The sequence below is a fragment of the Bradyrhizobium sp. S69 genome, from assembly GCF_009766005.1.
Lineage (GTDB): Bacteria > Pseudomonadota > Alphaproteobacteria > Rhizobiales > Xanthobacteraceae > Bradyrhizobium.
Genome location: NZ_LMUK01000025.1, coordinates 35,781 through 49,995, shown reverse-complemented (window position 1 = coordinate 49,995; position 14,215 = coordinate 35,781). Strand labels below are relative to the sequence as shown.

The following is a 14,215-nucleotide window of genomic DNA, read 5'->3' as shown; positions in this document are numbered from 1 at the left end:
TTCGGTAGATCCTGGCTTCGGTAGATCCTGGCTTCGGTCGATCCTGGCGCCGAGACCGTCGATGCGACAGCTATCGGCCTTGCCGAAAGGAGCCTGGAGCGCACGCGCGTGCGCTCCAGGCGGTTACCTCGAAACTACTTGCCTTCTTCCTTGAAGACGGCCTTCCAGTCCTTGACCAGACCATCGAGCGCTTCCTGTGCGGTGCCCTTGTCGGCCACCACGTAGTCATGGACGCGCTTCTGTTCGGCTTGCAGCAACTGCGCATAAGAGGGCTCGGCCCAGAAATCGACGACCATGCCCATCGATTGCAGGAACTCCTTCGCAAAGGGTGCGCTGTTCGGGAAGCTCGGATCGTTGAGCACCGACTTGGCGCAGGAATAGCCGCCCAGCGCCCACCACTTCTTCTGCACATCGCCGCCGGAGAACCACTTGATGTATTGCAGCGCTTCGCCCTGGTTCTTGGAGTAGGAAACAACCGAAATTCCCTGCCCGCCAAGCTGCGTCGCCTGTGCCGCGGGGCCGGCCGGATTGACAAAGAACCCGATCTTGTCGCCGCCGACATTGGGGTCCTTGAAGAGGCCGGGGAAGAAGGCGAAGAAGTTCATCTGCAGCGCGACTTGCCCGGACTTGAAGGCATCGAGACCTTCCGACATGTAGGAGTTGGAAGCGCCGGGAGGCGTACAGCACTTGTAGAGCTCCTTGTAGGCCTCCAGCCCCTTGACGGCGCCGGGTGAGTTCACGAAGCCATCCATCGCATAGGGCTTCTTGGGATCTTCATATTTGAAGCCGTAATCATAGAGATAATTCGAAACACCCATGGTGATGCCTTCCGAGCCGCGCTCGGTATAGATCGAGGCGCCATAGACCTTCTTGCCGTCGATGTCCCGGCCCTGGAAGAAACTCGCGATGTCGTGCAGTTCATCGAGGGTTTTCGGCACCGCGAGATCGCGGCCGTACTTGGCCTTGAAATCCTTCTGCACGTCCGGTCGCGCAAACCAGTCCTTGCGATAGGTCCAGCCCACCGCATCGCCCATGGCCGGTAGCGCCCAATAATTCGGCGTGTTCTTCGGCCACTCGGAATAGCCGACCACCGTCGCCGGCATGTAGTCGTCCATGCTGATTCCTTCCTTCTTGAAGAAATCGTTGAGCTTGACGTACTGGCCGTTCTCAGCGGCGCCGCCGATCCATTGCGAATCGCCGATGATGAGATCGCACAACGACCCGTGTGAATTAAGTTCGTTGAGGAAACGATCCGCATAGTTGGTCCACGGCACGAATTCGAACTTCATGCCGATACCGGTCTTGGTGGTGAAGTCCTTTGACAGTTCGACCAGCGCATTGGCGGGGTCCCACGCGGCCCAGCACAGCGTGATGGTTTTGCCCTGCGCCTGCGCGGGCGTTGTCGCCGCTCCGACGCCGATCGCGGAGCCTAAAGCCCCGGCAGCAACAAGAAGCGCCTTCATTATCTGCTTCATCAGGTGTTCTCCCTCCCAGTGGCGCCGCCCATCAATATGGCGCGGCTTTCCTACCCGCTCGAAGGCTTCGAGCAGAGCAACACAGTCCTTGACGGCTGAATGACTAAACGGACGTTTCCTCGCGCCTACCCGGATTCTAGGACCCGGCAAGGCTCGATTTGTTTAGTGGATCACGATTTACTAAACATTGCAAGCGAGCCGCGATGCGGTCCGTGGAAACCGCTATTTTCGGTCGAACAATGAAAGGCCTGACATCGAGAATTGAGCGCGATTTGACGCCAACAAAACTCGATCATAGTTTGTGAGGCAATCATAAGAATTTGGGGGAAACCGCGATGATCCGCACCACGAAGATGATTTCCGTGGCGACCATATTGTACGCGGCTCTCACGGGACCTACGCCGGCACAGCCATCCGCCACACCACTCAAGATCGGAGTTTTGTCCGACTTCTCCTCGGTCTATTCCGACATCGGTGGAATGGGCAATGTCGAAGCGACCAAAATGGCGATCGAGGATTTTGGAGGCTCGATCTTCGGCAAACCTATCGAGCTGGTTACCGCCGATGTGCTCAACAAGGCTGACGTAGCGGCCTCGATTGCCCGCAAATGGTACGGCGACGAGGGCGTCGACATGATCATCGACTTGCCGACGTCGGCGACGGCGCTCGCGGTCATGGAGCTATCGAAGCAATACGAAAAGATCATGATTGTGACGGACGCCGCCAGCTCGGACATCACCGGCAAGTCCTGCTCGCCTTATACCGCGCACTGGACTTACGACACTTACGCCAATGCGCACACGGTCGGCAGCGCCATCGTCAAGAACGGCGGCGACAGCTGGTTCTTCATCACGGCCGATTATGTCTTCGGCCACTCGATCGAACGCGACACCGGTGACGTGGTCCGGGCCGCCGGCGGCAAAGTGCTAGGCAGCGTCAAGCATCCCCTCAACACGGCAGACTTTTCTTCGTTCCTGCTGCAGGCTCAGGCCTCCAAGGCAAAGATCATCGGGCTTGCGAACGGTGGCGGCGACACCATCAACACGATCAAGCAGGCCGGAGAATTCGGCATCGTGGCAGGTGGCCAGAATCTGGCGGCGATCGTCATGTTCATCTCCGACGTCAACAGCCTGGGTTTGAATTTGGCGCAAGGTCTCATCATCACCGAAGCCTACTACTGGGACCTGAACGATAAAACGCGCGCATTCGGCAAGCGTTTCTTTGAGCGCATGAAGCGCATGCCGACCATGAATCAGGCCGCCACTTACAGCGCGACCCTGCACTATCTGAACGCCGCCAAGGCTGCCGGAACCAAGGACACCAGGCCGGTGCTGGCCAAGATGCGCGAAATGCCGGTGCACGATGCGTTTACCGATAACGGCGTGCTGCGCGAGGACGGCCGCATGGTGCACAGCATGTTTCTGTTCCAGGTGAAGAAGCCCGAAGAATCCAAGGGACCATGGGACTATTACAAGCTGCTCGCCGAAGTTCCCGGCGAGCAGGCGTTTCGACCTCTGAAGGACGGCGGCTGTCCACTGGTCAAACCGTAAGCCCGTTATAGCCGCGGCACCTCGTCACCGAAACCCTTGGGTGGAGCTCAACGGTCCTCTCAACCGGCACCAGCAACAACAACGATTTATCGGATTTTTGTAATCCGCTTTGGGATATTCGCGCTCCGGAATTCAATTCCGCAAAATGACAAGCGCTTCCCGGTAGAGCTTGGAAAGCCAGATCGCCAATACGCTAAACAACAAAAAAAGAAAAAAGCTGTTGTAGTCGGCCACGGTAAGCGGGTTGAATTCGAAGTATGGCGGCATGAAAGCCCACCATACGATCGGAATGGTGAGCGCTACCGCAAAGGCCCCCGCCGGGATGCCTGCGAAAAGACTGGCCACCAGGATCGCGGGATAGAAGGTGACGAAGTGCAGGGTGCTCCCGAGCGACGAAGCCAGCACGCCCTGTAGGAAGGCAGCAACCACCACCGCCAGCAAAGCCACCGCGAAGGCGGATGCCGACCACGGCCTCAGCCTGAGCATGTAATCCGCACCCCTACGCATCAACCCCTCCCCAACGCGCCCCGACGGAAAGCCGAAATCTATCGGAGGATCAGCGCCAATAAAAGCATCCACCTCCGGCCGCCGCGCCAACCGATGCAGCCAGCCGCAGCAAAACTCCGAAACGCGCCTACCTCAAAGCGGCCCATATCGGCCCCTATATCTCACGCGGATACAGGCTTCCCATTTTTAACCGCGCTCCGTATAGACCTCCACGAAAACCTCCGGGCCGAAGACAGGATTCCCGGGGGGCGGATGGCTGACGCAACGATCGCAGGTCGAGGACGAATTGATGTTGATACGATGGTCGTTGCTACGGACCCTGCGATACGCGTTGCGATTTACGCTGCTTGGGATGGTTTTCGCGGCGGCCCCCGCTTTCGCGGAGCAGGCCTTCGATAATGTCGCGGGTTCGTGGTCCGGTGTGGGTTCGATGAAGCCCTCCGACGGGCCTCGCGAGCGCGTCAGGTGCAAGGTCAACTATGCCGTCAAAAGCACCGGAAATTCGCTGAAGATGGATCTCCTGTGCGCCAGCGATGCCTATAAAATGCACTTGAGCGCCAATATCGACCAGGACGGCTCCACTATTTCGGGGAATTGGTTCGAGGATCAGTATCGCCAGGGCGGCAAGATCTCGGGTCAAAACGTCAACGGAGTCATTGAGGCGAAGGCCGAGAGCGACACCATCACCGCGCTGTTGACGGTCCGCACCAAAGGCAGCCGCCAGTCGTTTGTGATGGAATCACCCGGCGCCTGGGTTTCGCAGGTATCGATCGATCTTTCGCGAGACGCCCACTGACCGGCGCGCAGGCGCAGGCGGCTCATTCAGCGCTATTTGTGGTCTGCCGGGAGCGCGCCGTCCTCACCGTCAAGCGGCGCGGCTCTGGACCCGTTCAAACTGCGCCAGGATCTGAATGCGGATTTCCTCGGCCATCGGCCCTTGGGCCTTGCGCATCAGATTCCAGAGCCGGATCAGTTCTCGCTGCTTCGTATCGTCCATCGTGACCTCCTGAAAAGGATGTATCTCGGAAGGTCATAAGAACAAAAGAAGAACAATTTTTCAAGCTAAAAATTACCCGAACCCGATTTTCGACAGGTGGTTTTTGGCAGGCGATTTGGCCGGCCGTTTCTTGAAGGCCATGCCGGCCACGAACGCGATCCGCCTTACGGCTTGTTCGAGAGCCGCCCGATCTTCTCCAGTACCGGCAGCAGAGACTTTAGAAACTCCGTCGGGTTCTCACTCATTGGAAAATGGCCGAGGTCCTTCATGATGGTGACTTCGCTGCCCGCGATGCTCCGGGCCACCGCGAGCGTCTCTTCCGGCGTGCAGGAATAATCATATTCGCCGGACAGCAGAAATAGCGGGCAGCGCCGCGTGTCGATCTCGGCGACGCGACCGCGGATGTCGCCGTCGAGCTTGTAGAAATACAAATCGCCCTTGAACACCCCCGGCCCGCTTTGCATGTAGTGCCACAGCGTTTCCCAGCGCTCCTCGTCAGGTGCATCGGGCCCGACCAGCCCGGACACGATGGCGGCACAGACCTCGCCGCCATGGACGTCGGGACGGTGCAGGAAGTTCAGGTCGTAATAGGGGTCGACATGGGCGCCGGCCTGCAGGCCGATGATCGCGCGGAAGCGTTCGGGGTGTTCGAGCGCCAGATGCAGCGCGATGCGTCCCCCGATCGAGCATCCGATCAGGATCGGACGATCGAGTTCGAGCGCGGTGATGACCTCGAGGATCATGCCGGTGTATTGCGCCGAAGTGAGCTGATATTCCTCATTGTGCCAGCCTGACGGCGGCGACGACTTGCCATGCCAGGGCATGTCGAACGCAATGACGCGATGGCCTGAGGTGATGCGCTTGTCGTTCATCAGCGCCCGGTATTGCCGCCCGTCGGCGCCGGCGGTGTGCAGGCATAGCAGTGGCGTGCCCTGGCCTGCTTCCTCGACATAGATGCGATGGTTGCGCCCGAACAGATCGAGATGCATGTAGCGGCCGACGATCGGCTCGAACCGGACGCTCATGCCGCGCCTCGCTCAGCAGTTCCCTGCAAAGTTTCTTGCACGATTTCTTGCGGCCGCAGCTTGGCCAACGCCTCCTTGAAATAGCGAAGGTTGGCCATGAAGATCTGGAGGTCCCCCTCGGCGTTGAGCACGCGCCGCTTGATCAGGGCCATCAGGTCGTTCGATCCGGGCGGCGGTCGGCGGGTCCAGAATTTTGCCCACTCCTCTTCACTGGCGCGCAGCGCAAACGAAGACGACGGCATCACGAACGGCCCCGGCGTCACCGACACGATGCGGCCCTCGAAGATCGCGATCAGCCAGGCGGCGCGGCCGACTTCCAAAAGGAAGGTCGTGGTGAGGTACCGTCCGCGCCTGACCAGTGCCTCGTCGTCATTGACCCGTTGTTTCAGCGCCTCAATCACGTAAGGCCTCCCCATATGCGCGTTTCCGCCGGCCGCGCCGGCGCGGCTTCAGCTATTTTTAGGGCATGATGGGGGGATTGGGCTCAGCGTCAACCGAGCCAGACGCAGACCAGCGTCAGATTGGCCACGCAGGCCCCCAATAGCGCCACCGACAGCGCGATGGGCAGGCGTTCGCAGGAGGTTTGCAGGCTGGTTCGGCTCATGGCGAAAACATCGGGCGATTCTATCCGGTGAGTCTCGGCCAATATTTTTTTCGGGATTCAGGACTCGTTTACGACTCAGGGACTCCAGCCAAAATGGCAAAATCCGCCCCCGGCCGCCGCTATCTCCGCCCTCATCCTCGCCGGCAGGTGAAGCGGCGACCGGCCGGGTCCAAAGCCCTATAGGGCTGAAACCCTATTCGGCGCCGTGCGTTAACGTGGTTTGGCGGAGCCGACCCATGCCCTACGCGCTGTTTTGCAACGAAGCCCGGCTGAGCAAGGCCTATCCGACCGAGGCGGACGTCTGGAAACTGGCGCGGCAAAGCGGGCTGGTGGTCGATGCGGTCTCGGACGAGGAAAAGCCGGCGCCGCGCCCGGTTCTGGACAACGACTACGAGATAAGGCCCTGCCGGCCGGATCCGCAGGAAGACCCCGCCAGGAACCAAGCCGAGGCCGAACGCGACGTCCAATTGGATCTCTCGCTGAACTCGTGAGGCGCGTTTGCCTACGGCGTCGCCACGGCCAGGGACGCCTGCTCGGCGGCGAACGCCACGCAGACTTTTCGGCGATGCAGCCCCCTGATGGCGCCGGTCACCTTGAGAACCTGACCGGCGGGACAGGACGCGTCCTGCACGAAGGCGACCTCGTAGGGGGCGAGAGCCAACGGCTCGGATTTCAGAACGGTCTGGGCAACGCTCGGCACGGCAAACGCGGCCACAGCGGAAAAAACCAGCACTGACACCAAAGCACGCATGTTCACTGTCCACTCACCCACGACGGCACAATTACACCCGCGCGACGAAGTTCCGATGACGGCCAAATTAATTTCGGCGATCTATCGCCCACCCCGCGCGCGTCCCCACGCGTCCTCCCAAGCAAGATTTGTGCAAACACGTCTTGGCCAAACCAAATCGTTGGCCAACGAGCCTCAGCCACGAGCTTTGCTCAACGAACCTTGGCCAAACAAAAAGGCCGGCGGAAATCCCGCCGGCCCGTATTCACAGAAGGCTAAATCCCTCAGTACCGCGTGGCGACCGGGCCACCCCAGCCAAAGCGGTAGTTGATACCGGCCTTGACGGTGTGCTCGTCGTCCCGGAAGCGGGATCCGACCACGTCAGCCGGTCCGCTGGTGAACGCGGTATTGCCGAAATTGTAATACTGGTACTCGATCTTGGCCGACCATTGCGGGGCGAACATATATTCGAGGCCGGCGCCGACCGTATAGCCATCGCGATGGTTACCGTCGGTGGTGAAGGCCACCGGCGAACCGGCGATGCTCGCGGAGACGTTCGGATTATCCCGCCAGGCGTAACCGCCCTTGGCGTAAAGCAGCGTCGGACCCCAAGTGTAACCGAGCCGGCCGGTGACCGAGCCGAGCTGGTCGCTGTTGGAGCTTACGAGCGTACCGCTGCCTGGGAACAGCACACCACTATTGCTGCCGCCGGTCAGCCAGCTGTACTGGGCTTCGGCACCGATCACCCAGTTGGTCGAGAACTGATAGTCGAAGCCGCCTTGTACGCCGCCGAGGAAGCGGGCATCGCTGCCGTCCAGGCTGCTGCCCCCGAAGGCGCCGCCGACGTGACCGCCGACATAGAAACCGGTCCAGTTGTACACCGCTTCCGGCGCCGTATAGGCGGGAGCCTTGGTGTAGGTGCGCGCGGGCAAATCCGCGGCGAACGCCGGAGCCGCAAAGGCGAAGACCGCGGCGCTGGTCAGTAGAAGCTTTTTCATGATGTTCCCCGTTACTGTCGTCGTGACATCAATCAAACAAGGTGGCGCCAATTTGGTTGCTTCGGGGCAAAGGGCGGAATGTGGATAGCCCGCAACTGTGACCGCGAGGCAACGGCGGCATTTTGTTCCCGGAACTCGCAATTTTCCCGCAACTTATTGCCGACAATTGGCCCATTGCCGCCATTATTGCGTTCGCCCGGAACAGGCTCCGGTTCAAACCTCCCTGAAAAGTGATCGTAGCTTTGGGGCGCGCGGGCGCGACCGCATCAGCGGTGCACCCAACCGAAAGCGTCAGCGCGTCAGTTTCTCGAGTTCCGGGAACGCCGCATAAGCGGCGCCGGCGCACACCTCGCCGGATTTCTCGACCACATGGTCGAGCCGGCCGTCGACATAGACGACAGCGCGTTCGCGCGCATCGTGATAGCTGCCGTCGGAATCGCGCGTCGAGAACCGCAGGCAGGTGACATAGCGCAGCCGGCCGCCGACGGTGCGCTGGGCTGGCTCGGCCAGGACGGCGTCGCGCACGCCGACGGGATTGTTGAGATAGGTCTTGAGGAACGCCAGCAGTTCGGTGCGGTAATTATTGGGGTATGGCTGATTGGCGATACCTTTGTCATCGGTGTAGCTGATGCTCCGGCTCTCGTCGCTGCCACCGCCGCCAATGCCCATGCCCGCGCAGGCCGCAAGCCCTGCCGCCAGCAGCGGTATCGCCGCACACTTCGCAGCTTTCCCCAATCCCGACCTCAAGCCCACCCCCTGGCGCAACCTGCTTCCCCGTGGTTCGCGTCGAACGGAACCTAGAGCATGATCCGGTGAAATGGAATTCGTCTGCAAGCCTCAAATTCAGGCCATCACGACGGCACCGGCCCGCAGCCATTGGGGAAGCAATGGCGTGCGGGCCGGCTCTCAAATCCGCTGACGCGGCGGGGCAATGTGGAACGAACCTGCGCCCGCGGACCGATATCAACCGCGCTTGACGGCGGTCTTGACGTGCTTGACCGTGACCTTCGAGAACTGGTGCGGCTTGTTGGCGCCCACATGCTTGTGGAAGTGCCTGTGCAACGGCTTATGGAAACGCTTGTGGAAGCGATGATGGCGATGGAAGCGGTGATGATGCCGGCCCATTTTTGCATTGGAGTTCATCACGCTCGGCTTCGCCTTGACCGCGTTGATCGCAGGAGCCTGGGCGGTCTTTGCCACCGGCGCGGCGGCGGTGGTCTTGCTGACCGGCGTGGTCTTGGCAATACCGGCCGCCATCGCGGGGGCGGCCAAAACGGAAATGGCGAGCAGCGCGGCGGAAATAGTCTTCAACATGGGTGTCTCCTCTGGGATCGCACGGCGGCCGGTCGGATGGCCGGGCTCGTTGATCATGCCGTGACACTAGTGGTCCGGCACTGAACCCAAACTGAAGCGCGGCGATGGACTTCGTTCATCTGGATGACATCTTGGTCATGTTCTGGCCGGGATGGCGTCTGAAGCTACGTGCCGGAAGCACGATTTATTTCACTGCGACGGGAATGTTCCGCCCCCTTGGCGGTTCCTATCCTCAGGCTTAGGATCATTACATCTGAAATCTGGAGAGATGCATGCGCATATCTGGGATCAAGTTTTTCATGCTGGCTGTCGTCACCGCCGCGCTGGCCGTGGCGCCGGTAATCAAGTCGGCCTACGCCGCGGGCGGAGATAATCCGGCACCGCCGGCCTCGGACGGTGGCAGCAAGGCCAAGAAAAAGAAGGACGACAAGAGCTCCAGCATCGAGGATCCGCGCTTCCTCGCGGGCTATCACACGGCTTACAGCACCATCTATGACCATCACGATTATGCTGCCGCGATCGAGCAACTGAAAGCGCTCGGTCAGGACGATCGCGCCGACGTCGCCAACCTGATCGGCTATTCCTATCGCAAGCTCGGCGACTACAAGGTCTCGCAGGTCTGGTACGAGCGCGCGCTGAAGGCCGATCCGAACCATGTTCGGACCTGGCAATATTACGGGCTGTGGCAGCTCGAACAGGGCAATCGCGAACAGGCGGAATATCACCTGAACAAGATCGCTTCCCTCGCCGGCACCGACAGCTCGGAATATCGTTCGCTGGCAGCCGCGCTGGAAAAGCCGCCCGGCACCGGCCTCGTTTACTGAGCAAGGCCAACTTTACCGAGCAACGCCAAGCCTGATTTCATCGACGCAATCCAGCCGGCACAACTGAAAGGTTGTGCCGGTTTTGTTTTGTCGGGTAACATCCAGGAACGTACCGGCTGGATATTCGCAAGGATCCGATCGCTTCCCCTGACATTTGGTGCGCCTATGGAGCCATGGCTGCGACACGCGGTGGACTACATCCGCGACTGGCTCGAATTTCAGGTGCAGGGCGTGCAGCAACCCGGCTGCATTATCGCGATCGCCCACCGCGGCAAGGTCGTCGCCGAATACGCATTCGGAAGCGCCAACCTCGACACCGGCGAGAAACTGACGCCGCGGCACCGGTTTCGGATCGCGTCGCACTCGAAGAGCTTTACCGCAGCCGGCATCATGAAGCTGCGCGAGCGGCGTAAACTGCGGCTGGATGATCCAATCGGGCAATACGTCAAAGGTCTGCACCCGCGGATCGCGGAAGCCACCATCGCGCAACTGCTGTCGCATAGCGGCGGCCTCACCCGCGACGGCGCTGACAGCGGACAGTTTATCGACCGCAAGCCCTATCTTGATCAGAAGGAGCTGATGACGGATCTGCAAGCGCCGCCCGTGATCGAGCCCTCCACGCGCCTGAAATATTCCAATCACGGATTCGGATTGCTTGGCCTGGCGATCGAGGCCATCACCGGCGAGCTTTATCGCGACTGGATCGCGCGCGAGATCGTCGATCCCTGCGGTCTGCGCGAGACGGTGCCCGACATGCCGCTTGCCAAAGCTGTTCCGTTTGCGCGCGGCCATACGCTGCGGCGTCCGCTGGGCCGGCGTCTGGTCGTTCCCGGGGACAATCCGGCGCATGCGATCGCATCCGCCGCCGGTTTCGTCAGCACGGCGGCAGACGTGGCGCGCTTCTTCGCGCAACTGGCGCCCAACGCGAAACACAGCGTGCTGTCGGCCGCGAGCCGGCGGGAGATGACCCGAAAACTCTGGCGCAATCCGGATTCAAGCCTGGAAGGCTATTACGGCCTGGGCACCATGAGCGGCAGCACCGCCGGCTGGGACTGGTTCGGCCATACCGGAGGCTTCCAGGGTTATATCTCGCGCACGTGTGTGATCCCTACCCGCGAGCTCGCGATTACCGTCCTGACCAACTCCACCGACGGCTGGGCCGGGCTGTGGGTCGATGGCGCCATCCATATCCTGCGCGCGTTTGCGGCGCGCGGCGCGCCGAGCCGGCGGGTTCGTGACTGGACCGGCCGCTGGTGGAGCCAGTGGGGTGCGGTCGATCTGGTGCCGGCCGGAAATCTGGTGATCGCCGCCAATCCCCACGCCATCAATCCATTCATGGATGTTTCGGAAATCGCGGTCACCGGCCGCGATGCCGGCCAGATAATTTTGGCCGGCGGCTACGGCAGCTATGGCGAAGGCGTGCGCCGGTCCCGCAACAAGGCGGGCGCGGTCACCGACATCTGGCTGGCCGGCGCCAATCTGAAGCCGGAAAAGATCCTTGGCGCTGAGCTCGAGCGCCGATACGCGCCGCGCAAACGCCGCCCCGCCCGCTGAGTTCTGCGCAAGCCACGCCGCCCGGGGCGCGGCATTTTTCGCGGGCAGCCTTATCTCATCAACGCGTTACTTCATCAACGCCTGCACCTCGGTCCTGAACGCCTGGCGCGAGGCGTCACGCGAATAGAACATGTGTCCGCCGGGATAGACTACGAGCTTGACGCGGTCGGACGACGCAAAGGCCGGCAACTGGTCGAGCTGCATCCTGGTGCCGAAATAGGGCGTGGCGAGATCGAACAGGCCGTGCCCTATCAGCAGCTTCAGTCTGGGATCGAGCGCCAGAATCTGGCGCAGTTGAGAAATCGACTCCGGCGGATCGATGCCGTTGCCGAAATTCCAGCCCTTCCCCACCGCGCCGTTGAGGAGCTGGTAGGAGCCGTCCGGCCGCCAATTGAGCTTGCGCGTGGTGAGATCGACCACCGCGCTGCTCAGCGGTGCGGTCAAAGCTTCGCCGGACGGATCGCTGAAATGAAAAAAGCTTGAATCCGGATAAGGATCGAACCCCATCACCGACGCATCGTAGCGTCCCGTCACCTTGCCATCGCGCCGGTCGAATTCGCGGCGAAACTCGATACTATCGAACCGTCCGGCCAGCCGCCGGCTGACCGCCTGGTCGATCCCGGTCAGCGCCGCGACCCTGTCGGAAAGCCGGATCGTGGCTTCGGTATCGGCGAGGCCCTTGATGAGGTCGGCCAGGAAATCGCCTCGCGCGTAGCGCTCGACATCGGCGATGTCGGCGCGGGTCACCGTACCTTTGGCATTGCGCGCGACCGCAGCCATGGTGGGAAGGCTCGCGACGTATTGCAGCAGGCTCGAGCCGCCAAAGTCCCGGAAATCGAGCACGGGTGAGATCAGGATGAGCGCCTTGACCCCCACGCCCTGATTGGTCTGCAATTCGTGAACGGTCTTCGGTCCGCGGATACCGCCATAGCTCTCGGTGGCGACGAATTTAGGCGACGGCAGGCGGCCGGACTTTTCGAGCCATCGGCGGATCGTGACCGCGATCGAACTGACGTCGCCGTCAACCGAGAAAAAGCGCTTGCGCACGTCCTCGCCGGTCGCGACGAAACGGCTGTAGCCGGTGCCGACGGGATCGATGAAGACCAGATCGGTAAAATCGAGCCAGGTCTCGGCATTGGGCTGAAGATCTGGTGACGCCGAGGGCACCGCCGCATCCCCCGTGATCGGTAGCCGCCACGGTCCGGCATTGCCGAGTTGCAGATAGGCCGAGGCTGCACCAGGCCCGCCATTGAACACGAAGGTCACCGGACGGGTGGCCGGATCGGCGCCATCCAGCTGGTAGGCGGTATAGGCGATGTCGGCCTGCGGTTCGCCCTTGTCGTCGAACAGCCGGATCGAGCCCGCCGTGGCCGCAAAGGCGAGCGTGCGTCCGGGAAGCGTCAGGGTTTGTTGAGTGGTGGAATCCGGTGGCAGGCGATGTTGCGCGGCCGTGGCCGCCGAAGCCGGCGTGTCGGCGCGGCCGCCCCTTTCGGGCGGTTTCTGCTCGCCTGGCTTCTGGCCCGCCGGCGGGGTCGCCGCGGGCGGCGGCTCGGACGCATCCTGCGCCCGGACGCCCATGGCAAGAGAGACTGTCAAAGCGAATGCCAGCGTCACCAGCAAAAGATGCCGATGGCGAGGTGCCGCGAAAGATCTGGCCATATCCCTGTGCCTTCCCTGTTTCCCCGCCTTGTTTACCGCGATCCGCTGCGAACGGCCGCTTTTCTAGCCCGAAGCTGCGACAGGTTAACGTCCTTCGCAAGCTGATCCGGGGCCGACCTCGACAAAGACCGCAGAGGTCGTATAGACGAGCCCGGCGCACCTGCTCCGTCAGCGCCAATATGAGTTCACGATCCCATGACCAGCCCCAAGCGACACGACCGGATCGCCTTCGTCGCGAGCGCCAGCACGGAAGCGCAGCAGGCGCTGGCGCAACTGACGCAGATGTACGGCACGGTCGATCCCGACGACGCCGACGTCGTGGTGGCGCTCGGAGGCGACGGATTGATGCTGCAAACGCTGCATGAACATATGCATTCGGGCAAGCCGATCTATGGCATGAATCGCGGCACCGTCGGCTTCCTGATGAATGAATTCTCCTCGGTCGATCTGCATACGCGGCTGGCGGCGGCGAGAGAGTCCTTGATCCACCCGCTGCTGATGCGCGCCACCGATATCCACGGCACGGTGCATCTGCACCACGCCATCAACGAAGTCGCGCTGTTTCGCCAGACCAATCAGGCGGCGTGCCTGCGCATCCTGATCGACGAACACGAGCGCATGGCGGAGTTGAAGGCCGACGGAATCCTGGTAGCGACGCCCGCCGGCTCCACCGCCTATAATCTGTCGGCGCAGGGGCCGATCCTGCCGATCAATGCCGCGCTGCTGGCGCTGACCCCGATCAGCGCGTTCCGGCCGCGGCGCTGGCGCGGCGCCCTGCTCCCCAATACCGCTTTCGTGGTCATTGAGGTGCTTGAATGCGACAAGCGCCCGGTCGCGGCGGTGGCCGACCATGACGAGGTGCGCGACGTCCGCCGGGTCGAGGTGCTCACCGACAAGACCATTTCGATGCGCATGCTGTTCGATCCCGGCCACAGCCTGGAAGAACGCATCTTGCGAGAGCAATTCGGCTATTGATTG

General features: G+C 61.6%; 16 protein-coding genes. 6 read left to right on the top strand and 10 right to left on the bottom strand.

The genetic code is table 11. The features are described from left to right. Nucleotides 1–134 precede the first annotated feature (134 nt). Entirely contained in the window at nucleotides 135–1,463 is a 1,329-nt protein-coding gene (locus GSQ88_RS09555; protein ID WP_159007634.1) for an extracellular solute-binding protein, read from the bottom strand. A 347-nt stretch (nucleotides 1,464–1,810) separates the two neighbouring features. On the opposite strand from GSQ88_RS09555, the gene GSQ88_RS09550 reads away from it, so the two are divergent. Next, nucleotides 1,811–3,025 (top strand): ABC transporter substrate-binding protein, encoded by a 1,215-nt coding sequence (locus GSQ88_RS09550; protein ID WP_159007456.1) that lies wholly within the window; start codon nucleotides 1,811–1,813, stop codon nucleotides 3,023–3,025. 132 nt (nucleotides 3,026–3,157) lie between these two features. Here GSQ88_RS09550 and GSQ88_RS09545 read toward each other — a convergent pair whose 3' ends face one another. Beyond that, nucleotides 3,158–3,604: a DUF4118 domain-containing protein gene (locus GSQ88_RS09545; protein ID WP_246735177.1), complete on the bottom strand. Its 447-nt coding sequence runs from the start codon at nucleotides 3,602–3,604 to the stop codon at nucleotides 3,158–3,160. A gap of 217 nt (nucleotides 3,605–3,821) precedes the next feature. Between GSQ88_RS09545 and GSQ88_RS09540 the strand changes: the two genes are divergently transcribed. Then, a complete protein-coding gene (locus tag GSQ88_RS09540) occupies nucleotides 3,822–4,328 on the top strand; it encodes a hypothetical protein (RefSeq protein ID WP_159007454.1) in 507 nt (168 codons plus the stop codon). Nucleotides 4,329–4,397: 69 nt separating this feature from the next. On the opposite strand, the gene GSQ88_RS35950 is transcribed toward GSQ88_RS09540, so the two are convergent. The 3 genes from GSQ88_RS35950 to GSQ88_RS09530 form a co-directional block, all read right to left on the bottom strand. Beyond that, nucleotides 4,398–4,529: a hypothetical protein gene (locus GSQ88_RS35950; RefSeq protein WP_283810673.1), complete on the bottom strand. Its 132-nt coding sequence runs from the start codon at nucleotides 4,527–4,529 to the stop codon at nucleotides 4,398–4,400. A 164-nt stretch (nucleotides 4,530–4,693) separates the two neighbouring features. Continuing rightward, complete coding sequence (locus tag GSQ88_RS09535; RefSeq protein ID WP_159007452.1) at nucleotides 4,694–5,554, bottom strand: alpha/beta fold hydrolase; 861 nt, start codon at nucleotides 5,552–5,554, stop codon at nucleotides 4,694–4,696. Next, a complete protein-coding gene (locus GSQ88_RS09530) occupies nucleotides 5,551–5,955 on the bottom strand; it encodes a hypothetical protein (RefSeq protein WP_210253775.1) in 405 nt (134 codons plus the stop codon). The genes GSQ88_RS09535 and GSQ88_RS09530 overlap by 4 nt, the downstream gene beginning before the upstream one ends. Before the next feature lie 439 nt (nucleotides 5,956–6,394). Here GSQ88_RS09530 and GSQ88_RS09525 point away from each other — a divergent pair, with 439 nt between their 5' ends. After that, nucleotides 6,395–6,649: a hypothetical protein gene (locus GSQ88_RS09525; RefSeq protein ID WP_159007448.1), complete on the top strand. Its 255-nt coding sequence runs from the start codon at nucleotides 6,395–6,397 to the stop codon at nucleotides 6,647–6,649. Nucleotides 6,650–6,660: 11 nt separating this feature from the next. Here GSQ88_RS09525 and GSQ88_RS09520 read toward each other — a convergent pair whose 3' ends face one another. The 4 genes from GSQ88_RS09520 to GSQ88_RS09505 form a co-directional block, all read right to left on the bottom strand. Beyond that, the gene (locus GSQ88_RS09520) at nucleotides 6,661–6,909 is read right to left on the bottom strand and encodes a DUF6719 family protein (RefSeq protein WP_174247968.1); all 249 of its coding nucleotides are present in this window, start codon (nucleotides 6,907–6,909) and stop codon (nucleotides 6,661–6,663) included. Between the two features lie 263 nt (nucleotides 6,910–7,172). After that, a complete protein-coding gene (locus GSQ88_RS09515; RefSeq protein WP_159007446.1) occupies nucleotides 7,173–7,886 on the bottom strand; it encodes an outer membrane protein in 714 nt (237 codons plus the stop codon). Between the two features lie 291 nt (nucleotides 7,887–8,177). Beyond that, the gene (locus GSQ88_RS09510; RefSeq protein ID WP_159007444.1) at nucleotides 8,178–8,621 is read right to left on the bottom strand and encodes a hypothetical protein; all 444 of its coding nucleotides are present in this window, start codon (nucleotides 8,619–8,621) and stop codon (nucleotides 8,178–8,180) included. A gap of 228 nt (nucleotides 8,622–8,849) precedes the next feature. Continuing rightward, nucleotides 8,850–9,257 (bottom strand): His-rich protein BRANT, encoded by a 408-nt coding sequence (locus GSQ88_RS09505; RefSeq protein WP_246735175.1) that lies wholly within the window; start codon nucleotides 9,255–9,257, stop codon nucleotides 8,850–8,852. 215 nt (nucleotides 9,258–9,472) lie between these two features. Between GSQ88_RS09505 and GSQ88_RS09500 the strand changes: the two genes are divergently transcribed. Both GSQ88_RS09500 and GSQ88_RS09495 read left to right on the top strand, forming a co-directional pair. Further along, nucleotides 9,473–10,024 carry a tetratricopeptide repeat protein gene (locus GSQ88_RS09500; protein ID WP_174247967.1) on the top strand — a complete coding sequence of 184 codons (552 nt, stop codon included), beginning with the start codon at nucleotides 9,473–9,475 and terminating at the stop codon, nucleotides 10,022–10,024. A gap of 165 nt (nucleotides 10,025–10,189) precedes the next feature. Then, nucleotides 10,190–11,578 (top strand): serine hydrolase domain-containing protein, encoded by a 1,389-nt coding sequence (locus GSQ88_RS09495; protein ID WP_159007442.1) that lies wholly within the window; start codon nucleotides 10,190–10,192, stop codon nucleotides 11,576–11,578. 66 nt (nucleotides 11,579–11,644) lie between these two features. Here GSQ88_RS09495 and GSQ88_RS09490 read toward each other — a convergent pair whose 3' ends face one another. Further along, complete coding sequence (locus GSQ88_RS09490) at nucleotides 11,645–13,237, bottom strand: S10 family peptidase (RefSeq protein WP_246735173.1); 1,593 nt, start codon at nucleotides 13,235–13,237, stop codon at nucleotides 11,645–11,647. A gap of 195 nt (nucleotides 13,238–13,432) precedes the next feature. Between GSQ88_RS09490 and GSQ88_RS09485 the strand changes: the two genes are divergently transcribed. Continuing rightward, entirely contained in the window at nucleotides 13,433–14,212 is a 780-nt protein-coding gene (locus GSQ88_RS09485; protein WP_159007440.1) for an NAD kinase, read from the top strand. Nucleotides 14,213–14,215: the final 3 nt, after the last annotated feature.

Bases quoted from the DNA above. Each gene is read 5' to 3' on its own strand.
- GSQ88_RS09555 (WP_159007634.1), bottom strand. From the start codon at position 1,463: ATGAAGGCGCTTCTTGTTGCTGCCGGGGCTTTAGGCTCCGCGATCGGC.
- GSQ88_RS09550 (WP_159007456.1), top strand. From the start codon at position 1,811: ATGATCCGCACCACGAAGATGATTTCCGTGGCGACCATATTGTACGCG.
- GSQ88_RS09540 (WP_159007454.1), top strand. From the start codon at position 3,822: ATGTTGATACGATGGTCGTTGCTACGGACCCTGCGATACGCGTTGCGA.
- GSQ88_RS35950 (WP_283810673.1), bottom strand. From the start codon at position 4,529: ATGGACGATACGAAGCAGCGAGAACTGATCCGGCTCTGGAATCTGATG.
- GSQ88_RS09535 (WP_159007452.1), bottom strand. From the start codon at position 5,554: ATGAGCGTCCGGTTCGAGCCGATCGTCGGCCGCTACATGCATCTCGAT.
- GSQ88_RS09525 (WP_159007448.1), top strand. From the start codon at position 6,395: ATGCCCTACGCGCTGTTTTGCAACGAAGCCCGGCTGAGCAAGGCCTAT.
- GSQ88_RS09520 (WP_174247968.1), bottom strand. From the start codon at position 6,909: ATGCGTGCTTTGGTGTCAGTGCTGGTTTTTTCCGCTGTGGCCGCGTTT.
- GSQ88_RS09515 (WP_159007446.1), bottom strand. From the start codon at position 7,886: ATGAAAAAGCTTCTACTGACCAGCGCCGCGGTCTTCGCCTTTGCGGCT.
- GSQ88_RS09505 (WP_246735175.1), bottom strand. From the start codon at position 9,257: ATGATCAACGAGCCCGGCCATCCGACCGGCCGCCGTGCGATCCCAGAG.
- GSQ88_RS09500 (WP_174247967.1), top strand. From the start codon at position 9,473: ATGCGCATATCTGGGATCAAGTTTTTCATGCTGGCTGTCGTCACCGCC.
- GSQ88_RS09495 (WP_159007442.1), top strand. From the start codon at position 10,190: ATGGAGCCATGGCTGCGACACGCGGTGGACTACATCCGCGACTGGCTC.
- GSQ88_RS09490 (WP_246735173.1), bottom strand. From the start codon at position 13,237: ATGGCCAGATCTTTCGCGGCACCTCGCCATCGGCATCTTTTGCTGGTG.
- GSQ88_RS09485 (WP_159007440.1), top strand. From the start codon at position 13,433: ATGACCAGCCCCAAGCGACACGACCGGATCGCCTTCGTCGCGAGCGCC.